The organism is Massilia sp. Soil_C_3 (genome assembly GCF_057657035.1).
The window spans coordinates 212,430-226,779 of record NZ_JBDGJG010000001.1 but is presented as its reverse complement, the minus strand read 5'-3'; the positions used below and the strand labels follow the sequence as shown (position 1 = coordinate 226,779).

16 protein-coding genes are annotated in these 14,350 nt (G+C 64.9%); 8 read left to right on the top strand and 8 right to left on the bottom strand.

Annotation, left to right across the window (positions count from 1 at the left end; genetic code table 11):
• Positions 1 to 78 precede the first annotated feature (78 nt).
• Both AC3A6F_RS01035 and AC3A6F_RS01030 read left to right on the top strand, forming a co-directional pair.
• Entirely contained in the window at positions 79 to 1,497 is a 1,419-nt protein-coding gene (locus tag AC3A6F_RS01035) for an FAD-binding oxidoreductase (RefSeq protein WP_487678125.1), read from the top strand.
• Positions 1,498 to 1,526: 29 nt separating this feature from the next.
• The gene (locus tag AC3A6F_RS01030) at positions 1,527 to 1,892 is read left to right on the top strand and encodes a hypothetical protein (protein WP_487678124.1); all 366 of its coding nucleotides are present in this window, start codon (positions 1,527 to 1,529) and stop codon (positions 1,890 to 1,892) included.
• 8 nt (positions 1,893 to 1,900) lie between these two features.
• On the opposite strand, the gene AC3A6F_RS01025 is transcribed toward AC3A6F_RS01030, so the two are convergent.
• Both AC3A6F_RS01025 and AC3A6F_RS01020 read right to left on the bottom strand, forming a co-directional pair.
• Entirely contained in the window at positions 1,901 to 2,374 is a 474-nt protein-coding gene (locus AC3A6F_RS01025) for an adenylyltransferase/cytidyltransferase family protein (RefSeq protein WP_487678123.1), read from the bottom strand.
• Between the two features lie 20 nt (positions 2,375 to 2,394).
• Positions 2,395 to 3,579, bottom strand: coding sequence for a PilT/PilU family type 4a pilus ATPase (locus tag AC3A6F_RS01020; protein ID WP_487678122.1), 1,185 nt, complete (start codon positions 3,577 to 3,579; stop codon positions 2,395 to 2,397).
• A gap of 153 nt (positions 3,580 to 3,732) precedes the next feature.
• Here AC3A6F_RS01020 and AC3A6F_RS01015 point away from each other — a divergent pair, with 153 nt between their 5' ends.
• Entirely contained in the window at positions 3,733 to 4,680 is a 948-nt protein-coding gene (locus AC3A6F_RS01015; RefSeq protein ID WP_487678121.1) for a hydrogen peroxide-inducible genes activator, read from the top strand.
• On the opposite strand, the gene AC3A6F_RS01010 is transcribed toward AC3A6F_RS01015, so the two are convergent.
• From AC3A6F_RS01010 to AC3A6F_RS00990, 5 genes are all read right to left on the bottom strand, one after another.
• Positions 4,658 to 6,328: a mechanosensitive ion channel family protein gene (locus AC3A6F_RS01010; protein ID WP_487678120.1), complete on the bottom strand. Its 1,671-nt coding sequence runs from the start codon at positions 6,326 to 6,328 to the stop codon at positions 4,658 to 4,660. The genes AC3A6F_RS01015 and AC3A6F_RS01010 overlap by 23 nt on opposite strands.
• Positions 6,329 to 6,476: 148 nt before the next feature.
• Positions 6,477 to 8,522, bottom strand: coding sequence for a prolyl oligopeptidase family serine peptidase (locus tag AC3A6F_RS01005; RefSeq protein ID WP_487678119.1), 2,046 nt, complete (start codon positions 8,520 to 8,522; stop codon positions 6,477 to 6,479).
• Positions 8,523 to 8,536: 14 nt separating this feature from the next.
• Complete coding sequence (locus AC3A6F_RS01000) at positions 8,537 to 9,145, bottom strand: TetR/AcrR family transcriptional regulator (protein ID WP_487678118.1); 609 nt, start codon at positions 9,143 to 9,145, stop codon at positions 8,537 to 8,539.
• A 76-nt stretch (positions 9,146 to 9,221) separates the two neighbouring features.
• The gene (locus tag AC3A6F_RS00995) at positions 9,222 to 9,794 is read right to left on the bottom strand and encodes a PEP-CTERM sorting domain-containing protein (protein WP_487678117.1); all 573 of its coding nucleotides are present in this window, start codon (positions 9,792 to 9,794) and stop codon (positions 9,222 to 9,224) included.
• A gap of 28 nt (positions 9,795 to 9,822) precedes the next feature.
• Positions 9,823 to 11,325: a PhoX family protein gene (locus tag AC3A6F_RS00990; protein WP_487678116.1), complete on the bottom strand. Its 1,503-nt coding sequence runs from the start codon at positions 11,323 to 11,325 to the stop codon at positions 9,823 to 9,825.
• A 309-nt stretch (positions 11,326 to 11,634) separates the two neighbouring features.
• On the opposite strand from AC3A6F_RS00990, the gene ubiA reads away from it, so the two are divergent.
• The 5 genes from ubiA (at position 11,635) to AC3A6F_RS00965 (ending at position 13,852) form a co-directional block, all read left to right on the top strand.
• On the top strand, positions 11,635 to 12,489 hold the full coding sequence (ubiA, locus tag AC3A6F_RS00985) for a 4-hydroxybenzoate octaprenyltransferase (protein WP_487678114.1): 855 nt from the start codon (positions 11,635 to 11,637) through the stop codon (positions 12,487 to 12,489).
• 44 nt (positions 12,490 to 12,533) lie between these two features.
• Positions 12,534 to 12,854, top strand: coding sequence for an ElaB/YgaM/YqjD family protein (locus AC3A6F_RS00980; RefSeq protein ID WP_123069197.1), 321 nt, complete (start codon positions 12,534 to 12,536; stop codon positions 12,852 to 12,854).
• 1 nt (position 12,855) lies between these two features.
• Positions 12,856 to 13,236: a phage holin family protein gene (locus tag AC3A6F_RS00975; protein WP_487678111.1), complete on the top strand. Its 381-nt coding sequence runs from the start codon at positions 12,856 to 12,858 to the stop codon at positions 13,234 to 13,236.
• Positions 13,223 to 13,522 carry a hypothetical protein gene (locus AC3A6F_RS00970; protein WP_487678109.1) on the top strand — a complete coding sequence of 100 codons (300 nt, stop codon included), beginning with the start codon at positions 13,223 to 13,225 and terminating at the stop codon, positions 13,520 to 13,522. Before AC3A6F_RS00975 ends, AC3A6F_RS00970 begins: the two co-directional genes overlap by 14 nt.
• Before the next feature lie 69 nt (positions 13,523 to 13,591).
• The gene (locus AC3A6F_RS00965) at positions 13,592 to 13,852 is read left to right on the top strand and encodes a hypothetical protein (RefSeq protein WP_487678483.1); all 261 of its coding nucleotides are present in this window, start codon (positions 13,592 to 13,594) and stop codon (positions 13,850 to 13,852) included.
• On the opposite strand, the gene AC3A6F_RS00960 is transcribed toward AC3A6F_RS00965, so the two are convergent.
• Positions 13,789 to 14,004 (bottom strand): glutaredoxin domain-containing protein, encoded by a 216-nt coding sequence (locus AC3A6F_RS00960; protein ID WP_487678475.1) that lies wholly within the window; start codon positions 14,002 to 14,004, stop codon positions 13,789 to 13,791. The two genes, AC3A6F_RS00965 and AC3A6F_RS00960, sit on opposite strands and share 64 nt — an antisense overlap.
• Between the last annotated feature and the right edge of the window lie 346 nt (positions 14,005 to 14,350).

Sequence of the window (14,350 nt, the reverse complement as noted above, 5' to 3'; positions counted from 1 at the left end):
TTATAAGGACCCCAGCCGTTGACACCGGCGTCGTCGATGCGTAGTTTGCTCATCCATTGCCTGCCCTGGAGATCGCGCTTGCCCAGATCGCCGATGCCCACCCGCCGCCGCCTGGCGCTCGCGCTCGCCTCGCTCGGCCTGCCGGCCCTCGCCCGCCAGCCGGTGGTGAACGACGCGACGCAGCTGAATCCGGTGAATGTCGAGCGCATCCTCGTTCCGCGCACGGTGGACCATATCGTCACCGCGCTGCGCACGCACGCCGGTCCGGTCTCGATCGGCGGCGCCCGCTACAGCATGGGCGGCCAGATCGCCGCCGAACGGTCGCTGCACCTCGATATGCGCGGCTTCGACCAGGTAGTGCGCTTCGTGCCCGCCGAGCGCAGCATCACGGTCCAGCCGGGCATCACCTGGCGCCGCATCCAGGCCGTCATCGATCCGCACGACCTGGCGCTGCAGGTAATGCAGTCGTATGCCGATTTCACCGTGGGCGGCTCGCTCGGCGTCAACGCCCACGGCCGCTATGTCGGGCAAGGCCCGCTGGTGTCGAGCGTGGAAGCGATCCGTCTGTTGCTGGCCGACGGCACGCTGCTCGCCGCCAGCCCTACCCGCAACAGCGACCTCTTTTACGGGGCGATCGGCGGCTATGGCGGCATCGGCGTGATCGTCGAAGCGACCCTGCGCCTGGCCGACAACGGCCCGCTCGAGCGGCGCTCGCAGGTCATGCCGCTGTCTGGCTACCGCCGATTCTTCGAAGCGCGCATCGGCGCCGACCCGAATGCCGTAATGCACAACGCCACCTTGTATCCCGACGACTACTCGCTGGTGCGTGCGGTGACCTTCTCACGCACCAGCCGCGCGGTGACGCTACCTAACCGCCTCACTGCCACGGGCGGCGATTACCGCATCGAACGTCGGCTGCAGGAAGTGATCTCGGCTTCGCACTGGGGCAAGGAGCTGCGCCGGCGCATCCTCGAGCCGCTGCTCTATTCGACCGACGCGGTCGAGTGGCGCAACCACCAGGCCGGCCTCGACATCCATTCGCTCGCGCCGCTGGCCGGCGCCGGGACCGCCTACGCGCTACAAGAGTATTTCGTGCCGGTCGCGGCGATGGAAAGCTTCGCCGCGCGGCTGCGCGCCATCCTGCGTCAGCACCATGTGAACGTGATCAACGTCTCGATCCGCCATGCGCGCAAGGACCCGGGCACGCTGCTGGCCTGGGCCCGCAGCGACGTGTTCGCCTTTGTGCTGTACTACCGCCAGCACACCGCGCCGCAGGACCGGGACGCGGTGCGCGCCTGGACCCGCGCGCTGGTCGACGCCGCGACGGCATTGAACGGCTCCTACTACCTGCCCTACCAGATTCACGCGACCGTCGAGCAATTCCACGCCGCCTACCCGGACGCCGAACGCTTTTTCGCGCTCAAGCGCAGGGTCGACCCGGCGTACAGGTTCCGCAACAAGCTGTGGGACGCGTACTACGCGTACCATATGGGCTGAATCCAACCAATGAAACGAAAGCGACCACCATGCTGATACGTGTCTTCACGACCGATGACCAATCCGAACCTTCCCTGGCCATGGAAACCCGGGTCGACGCCGCCGCGCTGATGGCGATGGCGCAGCCGCGCGCAGCCGAGGCGCACGAGCGCGGAGCCGAATGGACGGCGGGCGCCATCCCCTTCTTCGTCCAGGAACTGGTCGATGCGCTGCAAGCAGACAAAACCGGCCAGGAAATCGAGATGCAGGCGACGAATGCCGCGATGGCCGCATGGCTCTATGACTCGGTCCACGACGGCGTGAGCGCACAAGTCTTCGCCGGATGCGACCTGGTGTTCACGCAGTCGGCGGGCGGTGTCGTGCAATACGACCGCCTGCCTGCCGCGGCAAACTGAAGAAACAGTCAGCCGCGAATGCGCGCCACCAGCTTGGTGGTCGAGCGGTCATGCTCGAAGTCGATCGCCACCGCCCGGCCGCCATAGGCCAGCACGGCCTTGCCTTCGGGGATCTGATCCATCACGTAATCGCCGCCCTTGGCATAGATGTCGGGGCGGCCCTCCTGCACCACTTCCAGCGCCGTGTCCTCGTCGAACTCGACCACCAGGCTCACCGATTCCAGCGCGGCCAGCACCGCCATGCGGTCGGCCAGCGTGTTGTGCGGACGGTCGTCGCCCTTGCCCAGGCGCTTGACCGAAGCATCGGTGTTCGCCGCCACCACCAGCGAACCTCCCAGTTCGCGCGCCTGCGCCAGGTAGGTCACATGACCGCGGTGCAGGATGTCGAACACGCCGTTGGTCAGCACGACCGGTTTTGGCAGTGCGGCGATACGCGCGGCGAGCTCGGCGCGCGTGCAGAGTTTGTTTTCGAATAAAGGCATAAGTAAAGATAAAGCGAATGTCAGTGTTTCGGAGGTTCGTCGTCGAGTTCTTCTTCGATCGCCATCGACAGCTCGGCCGGCCGCACCGCGCCCCCGCCCGGTTCCCGGCGCTCGCCCGACAGCTTGATCTGCAGGCGCAGGCCGTTGGCCGAGTCGGCATTGCGGATTGCCTCGTCGTAGCCGATCAGGCCCTTGTTGTACAGGTCGAACAAGGCCTGGTCGAAGGTGCACATGCCCAGTTCGCGCGACTTGTGCATGATCTCCTTGATGTTCTGGAAGTTCCCCTTGAGGATCATCTCGCCGATGGTCGGCGTGTTCAGCAGGATCTCGATGGCCGCCTTGCGGCCCTTGCCATCATCAAGGCGCACCAGGCGCTGCGAGACGATGGCGCGCAGGTTCGACGACAAATCCATCAATAGCTGATTGCGCCGCTCTTCCGGGAAGAAGTTGATGATCCGGTCCATCGTCTGGTTGGCGTTATTGGCATGCAGCGTACCCAGGCACAGGTGGCCGGTCTCGGCGAAGGCGATCGCATGTTCCATCGTCTCGGTATCGCGGATCTCGCCGATCAGGATCACGTCCGGCGCCTGGCGCAGCGTGTTCTTGAGCGCGTGGTGCCACGACAGCGTATCGACACCCACTTCGCGGTGCGTCACCAGGCAGTTCTTGTTCTTGTGGACGTACTCCACCGGGTCTTCCACCGTGATGATGTGGCCGGCCGAGTTGCTGTTGCGGTAGTCGATCATCGCCGCCAGCGTGGTCGACTTGCCGGAACCGGTGCCGCCCACGACCAGCACCAGGCCGCGCTTGGTCATCACCACGTCCTTGAGCACCTCGGGCAGGTCGAGCTTTTCGAAGTTGGGAATCTCGGAGGCAATCGTGCGCACCACCATGCCCACGCTCTGCTGCTGCACATAGACGTTGACGCGAAAACGGCAGACGCCCGGCAGCGAGATCGCGAAATTGCACTCCATCTCGGCCTCGAACTCGGCGCGCTGGCGCTCGTTCATGATCGACAGCGCCAGCGCGCGCGTGACTTCGCCCGTCAGGCGCTGCTGGCTGAGCGCCTTCATCGCCCCCTGGTGTTTGATGCTTGGAGGAAAGTCAGCCGAGATGAAGAGGTCGGAGCCGCCCTGGTGGTGCATCACCGTCAGGAGCTTGTGGATATAGGCCTGGGCTTCCGCCGGGCCGAACGTCGAGGACATGCGGGCCTTTCAAAAATTGCAGTGTTGTAGGTCGCCGGGCAATTATATCGACTATGATTCTCGTTAAACTATTATTTCATGGCTAAAACGGGTCTGCCGCCCCGGTCCGTCGCCCCGGCGTCGGCCACGGTGCGCTACCCGAAACACATAAACATGACACTGACCGAGCTGAAATACATTGTCGCCGTCGCGCGCGCCAAACACTTCGGCCATGCCGCCGAGGCCTGCTTCGTGGCCCAGCCCACCCTGTCCGTCGCCATCAAGAAGCTCGAGGACGAGCTGGGCGTGACCCTGTTCGAGCGTGGCGGTTCCGAAGTCTCCGTAACGCCGCTGGGCGCCCAGATCGTGGCCCAGGCCGAGCGGGTGCTGGAACAGACCGCCGCCATCAAGGAGCTGGCCAAGCAGAACAAGGATCCGCTGGCCGGCCCGCTGCGCCTGGGCGTGATTTATACGATCGGGCCCTACCTGCTGCCGCCGCTGGTGAAGAACCTGATCGACACCGTGCCGCAGATGCCGCTGGTGCTGCAAGAGAACTACACGCATAAACTGCTGGAACTGCTGCGCCAGGGCGAGCTGGACGCCGCCATCATGGCCCTGCCGCTGCCCGATCACGGCATGTCGGTGCAGCCGTTGTACGACGAGCCCTTCGTCGTGGCCATGCCGCGCAGCCATCCGTGGGCGGGCCGCAAGGAAATCTCGGCCGAAGACCTGAAAAGCGAAACCATGCTGCTGCTGGGCGCCGGCCACTGCTTCCGCGACCAGGTGCTCGAGGTGTGCCCGGAAATGGCGCGCTTCTCGGCGCCAGCGGCCGGCAACGGCATGCAGCGCACCTTCGAAGGCTCGTCGCTCGAGACGATCCGCCACATGGTCGCCAGCGGCATCGGCCTGACCGTGCTGCCGCGCGCCTCGGTGGCCGATATGCGCGACCCGAACGGCCTCTTGGCCTACGTGCCCTTTTCGCCGCCGGCGCCGTCGCGCCGCGTGGTGATCGCCTGGCGCAAGAGCTTCACCCGCCGCGCCGCGATCGATGCGGTGGTGCGCGCGGTGGGCGAATGCCACCTGCCTGGCGTCGAGATGGTCATGCTCGAGGCTGCGGCATAGTCTTATCCAGCGTCACCAGGCCTGCATCCTCTCCCCCCTCGCCAAGACCACCTGGCTGTTCCCGGGCGCCGGTCTGCTCCCGCGAAAACACGATCTTCTGGGTCGGGAAGGCGAAGGGGATGCCGACCGCTTCCAGCCGCTCGTGGATCTTCAGCAGCAGCGTCTCGCGGATGATGACTTGGGTGTCGAACTCGCTCACATTGATGTACGACCAGACATCGATGTTGAAGGCCCGATCGTTGATGCTGCCCAGCCGCGCGCGATGGCCCTCGGCCATGTTCTTCTCTTCCGTCAGCACCTGCTGGACGATAGTGATCGCCTCCTTCAGCTTGGCCGACGGGGTGCCGAGCGGCACCGCGATGGTCGGGTTGAACAGGAAGCGGTCGCGCGCCGCGAAGTTCTCGATCTGGCGCGCCGACAGGTCGCCATTGGGGATGGTGACGACAGTGCGCTCGCCGGTGCGGATACGGGTCGAGCGGATGCCCACGTCTTCCACGGTGCCGACCACGTCGCCAACCTTGACGAAGTCGCCCACCTGCAGCGGCTTGTCGGCGATCACCGTGACGCTGCCGACCAGGTTTTCCACCGTCTTCTGGGCGCCCAGCGCCAGCGCGATACCGCCAATACCCAGCGCCGCGATACCGGTCGTGACGTCGATGCCGAAGGTGCCGAGGATGGCGATGCCCGAGAACACCAGCAGCAGGATCTTGGCGGCGCGCCGCGCCAGCGTGATGACGGCCACCACCTGGCGCCGCTGGCTGCGCTGCATGCGCGCGGTGGCCAGCTCGGCGACCGCATCGATCAGCCGCAGGCCGAACCACACGAGCGCGATGACCGAGACAATGCCGGTATAGCGCAGCAGGGTCGTGCGCGCGACGATCGACACCGGCAGCCGTTCGGCCCAGCTGTAGAACAGGCCGACCGCGATCAGCAGGCTGGCCGGCGGCAGCGCCGCCTCCATGAAGCGCACCAGGCCGTTGGCATCCGCGTCGGGCACCAGCCTGCGCATGGCGGCGACGATCAGGGCAGCCACCGTCCACAGGCCGCCGAAGATCAGCACACCAAGCCCGACCAGCATCGCCCAGTCCTTCAGCGGCGCGCCGGCAAAGGTAAACTCGTTCTTGTCGGGCTCCTGCGCCACCGGCTCCTGGCGCGCCGCCTGTGCGACCTGGTCGATCGTTTCGCGCGATACGCGCCAGACCTGGTGGTCGCCGTCCTGGCTGCGCGTCAGCAGCACCGGGACCTTCTTGTCCTGGATGGTCAACACACCAACATTTTCCTGCTCGGCCGGCAAGTCGTCGTCGATCTTGCCGATGGCTTCGTTCGACAGCGCGACGAACGGCGACAGCGAACCGCCGTTGTCCAGCAGCGCATGGAAGTTGCGCGCCTGCGAGATGGCATTGGTGCGCTGGCGGTTGGTTCCGGCCGGTGTATCGAGGTACTGGGCGGCGCGATCGTAATCGGGCTCGGCCAGGGCGGAAATCAGGCCCGACACCATCGAGCGCGGCGTCTCGCGCTTGAGCGGATCGGGAATGACTTCCTCGGCGGGCGCCGCTTCTTCGGCCTGGCCGGCGGCGAAGGCGGTCGGTGACAGTGGCGCCGCCAGGGCGATCAACAACAGGAACAGGAAACTGAAATGGGCGCGCATAAGCAAGTCGACTCCTTTGACTGGGCATCTGGCCGATGCGGAACAAAAGCAAAAGCTGAAAATGAAAACGGACAATCTCATGTCCGCTTTCAACAAAGTCTAGCATCCGGCCGAGTCCGGCCCTCGCACTATTGCCCAGCTTCTACGTTCATTCCACCTCCAACCCCGTCCAAACCGCGGCGAACGCCCACTTGTCTGCCATCTCCGCGATGGCCTTGGCGGTGGGCTTGCCGGCGCCGTGGCCGGCCTGGGTCTCGATGCGCACCAGGTGCGGACGCGGTCCGGTATCGATGTGCTGGAGCGCCGCGACGTACTTGAAACTGTGGGCCGGAACGACGCGGTCGTCGGTGTCCGCCGTCGTCACGAGGACGGCCGGATAGCGTTTGTCGGGCGCCACGTTGTGGTAAGGCGAATAGGACAGCAGATTGCGGAACGGCACCGCATCGTCCGGGTCGCCGAACTCGCCCATCCACAGGCGCCCGCCCGTGAAATGGTGAAAGCGCAGCATGTCCATCACACCGACCCCGGGCAAGGCGGCCGCGAACAGCTCTGGTCTCTGGTTGACGACCACGCCCACCAGCAGGCCGCCGCCGGATTCGCCATGCACGGCCAGGCCGTCCGGCGTCACGATGCCGTGCGCGTGCAGGTACTCGGCAGCGGCCAGAAAATCGTCGTAGCTGGTCTGCTTTTTATCGAGACGGGCCGCCTCGTGCCAGGCCTTGCCATATTCTCCGCCGCCGCGGATATTGGCGATCGCCACGATGCCTCCCTGCTCGATCCAGGCCAGCAGGCTTGGCTCGTAGTACGAGATCATGCTGATGCCGAAGGCGCCGTAACCATGCAGCAGGGTCGGCGCCGGCCCCGCAGCGTCGCTGCGCCGGATGAGGAACAGCGGCACCCGGGCGCCGTCGCGCGCCGCATAAAAGCGCTGCTCGACCACGATGTGTTCCAGGTCGGCGTCGACCGTCGGCGACGCCCACGCGCTGGCCGTGTTTGCGGCCACGTCGTAGCGGTAGATCGTCGTCGGCGCATTAAAACTGGTGAATACGAAAAAGGCTTGGTTGTCATCTGGATGCCCCTGGAAGCCGCCCGCGCTGCCGATGCCCGGCAGCGGCACGATGCCATCCGGCCGGCCGTCGAGCGTGAAGCGTCGCAACTGGGTTTTGACGTCGACCAGGTAGGTCGCAATCAGCCGCCCGCCAACCAGGCGCGCGTCGCCCAGCACGGCGCTGTCCTCGGCAATCAGGTCGCGCGGCGCGGCGCCGGGGTCGGCGAGGTCGAGGGTGGCGATTCGGCGCCGTTCGGCGCCCTCGCTGGTCAGCAGGTACAAGGTGTTGCCGGCGTCGCCCACCGGCGACCATTCGGCGTCGAAGCCTTTGACCACGGTGCGCGGTTGCCAGCGTTCGTCGTGCAGGTCGATGACGACGAGGTTGTTGGTCTGGGTGCCGGGCGTGGACGTGATCAGCGCGTAACGGCCGCTGTCGGTCACCTCGACGAAGTGCAGCAGCTCGGGACGTTCTGGCGTCGCATACAGCAGCCGGTCGCTCGACTGCGGCGTGCCCAGTGCATGGAAATAGACTGCGTGGTTGGCCAGGGCGGCGTCGCCCGCCGTCGATTCGGGATAGCGAGTATAGAAAAAGCCGGCGCCATCGGGCGCCCAGGCGATGGTCGTAAAGCGGGCCCAGGCCAACGCATCGTCGAGGATTTTTCCGCTGGCGACCTCGATCACCTTGATGGTGCGCCAGTCGGCGCCGTCTTCCTGCACAGCATAGGCGAGCAGCGCGCCGTCTTTCGACGGCGCCCATTCGGCCAGGGCTCGGGTGCCGTGTTCGGACCAGGTATTGGGGTCGATCAGCACACGGTCCGGGCCGTCGACGCTGTCGCGCACGAGGAGGGTCGAATGGTTCTCGAGGCCGGGATTGCGGGTGTAGAAATAACGCCCGCCCCGCTCGCGCGGGATCGTGAATTTCTCGTGATTCTGCAGCGCCTCGAGCCGCGCGCGAAAAATCTCGCGGCCTGGCAGCTCGGCCAGGCAGGCATTCGTCACCGCGTTCTGCGCCGCGATCCAGGCCGCGACCTCGCCGTCGCTGCGCGCATCGCCTTCCAGCCAGCGGTAAGGATCGTCGATCCGCTGTCCATGCAGGATGTCAAAGGTGTCGATGCGGCGGGTGGAGGGATAGACGATGGGATGCATAGCGAATCTCCTTATCAGGCAAGGACCGGATCGCAGATCGGCAGGGTGCTGGCCACGCGGATGGCGTGCGCCAGGCGGTCGATCACGTCCTGGGTGGTGAAGGGTTGCCGGTGCTTCACGGCGGCGATGCTGATGGTTTCGTCGATCACGCGGATGGCGGCCATGACGGTCGCGGCGCACAGCCGCACCTCGAGGTCCCTGGGTGAACGCTCCAGGCGGTCGGCGACGATCGCGGCCAGCGCGTCTTCGGCGCGCTGGGTCGCCATCAGCCAGGAAGCGCGCAGGTCCGGCTCGTCCGGCAGCATGGCCAGCAGGCGCACGGCCAGCACGTCGTCGGCCAGGTCGGCGGCGGCGCGCTCACTCCCCAAGCAGGTCTGCAGCCAGGACTCGATCGATGCATCGCGCGGCCAGTCGCGCAGCATGGCGATGAAGCGCAGCGAGGTCGCATCGAACAGCGGCTCGACGCAGCTTTCCTTGTTGCGGAAGTAGCGCCAGACCGTGCGCTTCGACAGGCCGGCCGCCGCGGCGATGTCGTCGCCGCTGGTCGCGGCCACGCCGCGTTCTACGAACAGCTTTGCCGCGTGGCGCGATACCGCCAGCTTCGCGTCGTCCTGCACTCCCATAATGCTCCATGCCTGTCACTTAGTGACGTCTACTATGTCACCAAGTGACAGGCATGTCAAACGCCCTGCGAAAACCTCAATCGCGCCTGCGGCGGCGCGCCAGCAGCAGACCCGCCATCAGCGGCAGCATCATGGCCACGGTCGACGGCTCCGGCACCTGCGCCACGATCGAGAAGGTGTCGCCCGTCGACAGGCCGGTGGTGTCGAGCAGCCAGTCGCTGCGGCCGTCCAGGAAGGTCGGATTGCCGAACAGGACGTCGGCCGTCTCGCCATTGGCGAACTTGATGACGGCGTTATTGCTCGAGTAGCTGGCCGCGGCGCCCGAGAACGAGGACACGCTGCCCGCCGCTGCGTAGCCGATACCCTGCAGGCCGAAGTTGAACTGGTACATCGACAGGCCCACCAGGTTACGGATGATGGCGTTGAAGCTCAGCGGGCCGGCCAGGTCGGCTTCTTCCAGCACGAAATTCAGCGTGGTGGTGCTGAAGTCGACCAGGTCGAGATCGAAGGACACGACGCCGGCTTCGCTGTAGTCGGTCACGATATTGGCGCCGCTGCTGCTCGTCAGGACGACGGCGCTGGCGGAATGCGAAAAGGCCAGCGCGCTCAGGGCGACGGCGGTGGCGGCGACGAATTTGTTCATGCTCATGTTCGTTTTCCTTTTATAAAAATGACGATTACAGCGGGCCCTTGGCCCACGGGCCCGAAATCGCGAAGGTCACGCCCGGGGTCTGGATGTTTACGAACAGGTAGCGGCCCGTCGGGTCGAAGCAGGCGCCGGCGAATTCGTTGCCGCGCCGGTCGCCGGCGAGCGAAGGCAGCTTGCCTGCGCCCTGCAGCTGGGCGGCCGTCAGGTTGATATTGTTCTTGGCGAAGATGTAGGCGTCACCGGCGCCGGTCAGGCCCATCAGGCGCTGGCCATAGCCGAAGTGGTCGGTGATGGCGCTCGACGAGTCTTCGCAGATCAGGATCGCGTTGCGCGGGCTGACCGTCAGGTTATCGCCCATATTGCCCACCAGCTGGCTCGGGCTCGAGTAGATGCATTTCAGGGTCTGGCGCGCCAGATCGAGTTCCCAGATCGCGCCGCGGTTGACGTGGCCGCCCGAAGTGTCCATCACGTACATCTTGCCCTGTGCATACCAGATACCTTCGCCGCGGTTCATGCGCAGCGCACCTTTCGTCCAGCCCTGCACGAAGGGGCCGGCGGCGCTGTTGATCGTCTCGCCATTCAGCCCCACGCCGCTGCCGCGGTTGGCGTCCGGATTGGCGATCGGCACCCACTCCAGCTCATAGGTGTCGTCGACCGAGGCCACCGCCAGGTTGACGTTGTTGCGGCCCCTGACCTTGGCCATCTCGAGCACGCCGCCGATCGCCAGCGAACCGGGCGCGCCGGTCTTGACGTCCGGGATGTAACGGTAGAAGCCCGACTTGCCCGAGGAATCCTCGGTCAGGTAGACATTGCTGTTGTTCGGATCGACGGCGGCGGCTTCGTGCGCGAAGCGGCCCATATTGACGATAGCCTGGCCCGTCACCTGCTGCGGATCGGCCGTCACCTCGAACACATAGCCGTGCTTCTTGCCGCCGGCGCTGACCGTGTCCGAACCGATCTCCTCGCAGGTCAGCCAGGTGCCCCAGGGGGTGATGCCGCCGGCGCAGTTCTGCTGGGTGCCGCCCAGGCTCGGGGTCATGCTGACCCAGTCGCCGTCGCGGAACACCAGATTGGTCGTGCCGCCGCAGGAACGGTTGCTCGAGCTGCCGCTCACATTGCCGGTGTCGTACAGGCCGTAGGCATTGATGAAATTGACAGCGGCACTGCCGCTGATTTCGTGATTGCGTACCAACACTTGTTCCGTACTCCGACCAACCTTGCGCGTGACGATCACGCCCATGCCGTCATGGCCGCCCGGGCAGGGACGGCCGTCGCTCATGGTGTCGCCGCGCCAGCCATAGCTCTTGTAGCTAAAGCCCGGCGGCAGTTGCAGCAGCGGCAGGCCGGTGGCCAGGTCGTTGACCGGGGCGATCGGGCCGTAGGGGCTGTCGACCAGGGCGGTCGCGCCATTGGCCGCCAGCGCTTCACGGGCGTGCAGCGCAGCGAAAGCGCCGACGAAAGGCAGCGCGGAAGCGCCGGCCATGCCCTTGAGCAGGTTGCGCCGCGAAGGCGACATATCGTGTTCGTTCATTGAGATGCTCCAAAGAATAGGATCGAGCCGGTGGTCCGGCGTCTGGTGTCGTTGGCGGCGCCCGTGCATCAGGCCCGTCCTGTCCCTACCACCCCCGGTAGGACTGATGCATTAAAACAAACAAAAATGTCAAATCCATGACGATAAAATGACAACAATGAAGTATTCGCCATGCGATAAATACGCGGTCGTGTCATGCACAATGTATAGAGCCCGTATGCACAAGGCGACATAGCCGGCATGTCGCCAAAGGGGCTAGAATCGCTGCTTCCTGCTCAACAGTGCTTCTCTGACAAGACGCAATTCACCATGAACAAGCTGGCGCTCTATTTCCGCCTGGTCCGGGCCGACAAGCCGATCGGCATTCTTCTCTTGCTGTGGCCTACCCTGTGGGCGCTGTGGATGGCGTCCGGCGGCGTGCCGGACCTGCAGGTGCTGGCGATCTTTGTCATCGGCACGGCGCTGATGCGCTCGGCCGGCTGCGCCATCAACGACTACGCCGACCGTGACTTCGACCGCCACGTCAAGCGCACCGTCGACCGCCCGCTCACCAGCGGCAAGATCAGCGGCAAGGAAGCGGTGATGGTGGCGGCGGTGCTGGCCATCGTGTCGTTCCTGCTGATCCTGCCGCTCAACGCGCTGACCAAGCAGCTGTCGGTGGTGGCGGTGGTGGTGGCCGGCACCTATCCGTATTTCAAGCGCTTCTTCGCGATCCCCCAGGCCTATCTCGGCATCGCCTTCGGCTTCGGCATCCCGATGGCCTTTGCCGCCGTGCAGGACAAGGTGCCGGCCGTGGCCTGGTGGCTCTTGGCGTCGAACGTGTTCTGGGCCGTGGCCTACGACACCGCCTACGCCATGGTCGACCGCGACGACGACCTCAAGCTCGGCATGCGCACCTCGGCCATCACCTTCGGGCGCTTCGACGTGGCCGCCATCATGCTGTGCTACGGCGCCTCGCTGGCGATCCTGCTGCTATGCGGCTGGTCGCTGGGCCTGCGCTGGTGGTTCGTGGGTGGAGTGGCGGTGGCCGGCTGCATGGCGCTCTACCACTACACCCTGATCCGCGATCGCGACCGCATGAAGTGCTTCAAAGCCTTCCGCCACAACAACTGGTTGGGGGCCGCACTGTTCATTGGTGTCGCGCTCGACTATGCATTAGGTTAATATTGTCCAAAATGCATTCACCCACAACACAGAAGAGGCCCACGATGATCGAAAAAATCCCGACCCAGACCGGCACCCGCGACCAACTGGTCAGCGACCTGAAGACCGTGATCCACGACGCCGAATCCTGGCTGCGCAACGGCGGCCAGTTGACCGGCGAAGAGCTGAAGGCCGCCAAGGTCAAGTTCGAGCAGACCCTGGCATCCGCCAAGACCAGCCTGATCCACGCCGAAGAAACCGTGGTCGAGCGCACCAAGGTCGCCGCCAAGGCCACCGACGAATACGTCAAGGACAATCCATGGAAGTCGGTCGGCCTGGGCGCCGCCATCGGCGTCGTGATCGGCATGCTGATCGCACGTAAATAAGATGACGATCTCCGCGACCATCGGAAGGATAGGATCCAACCTGCTCGCCATGGTGCGGACCAGGCTGGAACTGGCAGCGATCGAGCTGCAGGAAGAGACACACCGGCTGATCGGCTATCTGGCCTGGGGCGTCGCGGCCGCCTTTTTCGCGGTGGTCGCGGTATTGCTGGCGATCCTGTTCGTGCTGGTCCTGTTCTGGGACACGCATCGCCTGCTGGCGATCGGCGTCATGACGGGGCTGTTCGCGTTGAGCAGCCTGCTCGCCTTCTTCAAGGTGCGCGGCGACCTGGTGACGCGTCCGCCGCTGATGGCCGCCACGCTGGCCGAACTGCGCAAGGATGCGCAAGCCGTCAAAGGAGAGCCGTTCCATGAGCAGCAATGAAACCCTGGCGGCGCGCCGCCGCCTGCTGTCCGCCCAGTGCGCTGAACAGCGCGCACTGATGGCGCATGACGTGGCGCTGCTGCGCCATCCGTCCGAACTCGGCGGCGCCCCCGGCTACGTGGCGCAGCACAAGACCGCCGTCCTGGCCGCCGCCGGCCTGGGCCTGGGCTTTTTGGTCACCAAGCCGAAGTGGGTTGTCGGCGCGGTGACCGGCGCCTTGTCCGTCTACAAGCTGGCGCAGAAGGTATTGCCGGTGCTGGGCTGGAGAAAGTTCGAGATCCACTGATCCGGGTGCGCGTGAACGCGCCAACCGGGCCGCTGTCCAACCGGACGAGCGACCACGGTTGGAGGCACCATGCGCAAACGAATCCTGCGGCCTGTTCTGTCGCTGACCTTCCTGGCACTGACCTTCCTGCTGCCGCTATCGGCGGCAGCCATGCAGGGGCAATCGCCTGACACGCTCGCTGTGCGCGTCGATGGCGCCCATCGCGTCGGCGCATTCTCCCTGTCAAGAGCGGACATTCAGGCGCTATTCGACCAGGCAGTTGGCCTTCACTTGTCGCTTAAAAAAGCGAAAAGTTCGTCATGCCCGCCAATACGCTGCCCGTTAATGTAGGTCTGCGGCGTAGTCTGGACTCCCTCGTCCCGCATGAACGTGCCGACTTCATTTCGAGTAGTCAACTGATGATCCTCGACTTGGTAACCCGCCTGTTTCAATAGTTCGAGTGACTTGACTCCAAATGGACAAGTATGTTCTGGGGTGACCATCCGGTGCAGTACTGCCTGCTTCGATTCCTTTGACATATTCACCTTTCTTTCTTTAGTAGCCAAGCTGCTTGTGGCAATGCTATGCGCCGTTACATTGGGGTGTCGAGATTAGACGGGTGGCATGGGCCGCGCGGTGCGTCAACGCACGCACACCCATAAATCATGTGGTTACCTTGGTGAACGCTCCTGGCGTTTCTACGTATGAGCGGTCAGCATGCTCAGCGCCCTATGGGACGCTCGACTTCGCTGAGAAAGCAATGAGGTCGCTTGCGGATGCTGGCCATTGGCTTGAGGTCGGCTCCCGCGCGTCGTGACAGTCCGCGAATCTTTCGCCTCGGTGACCTGA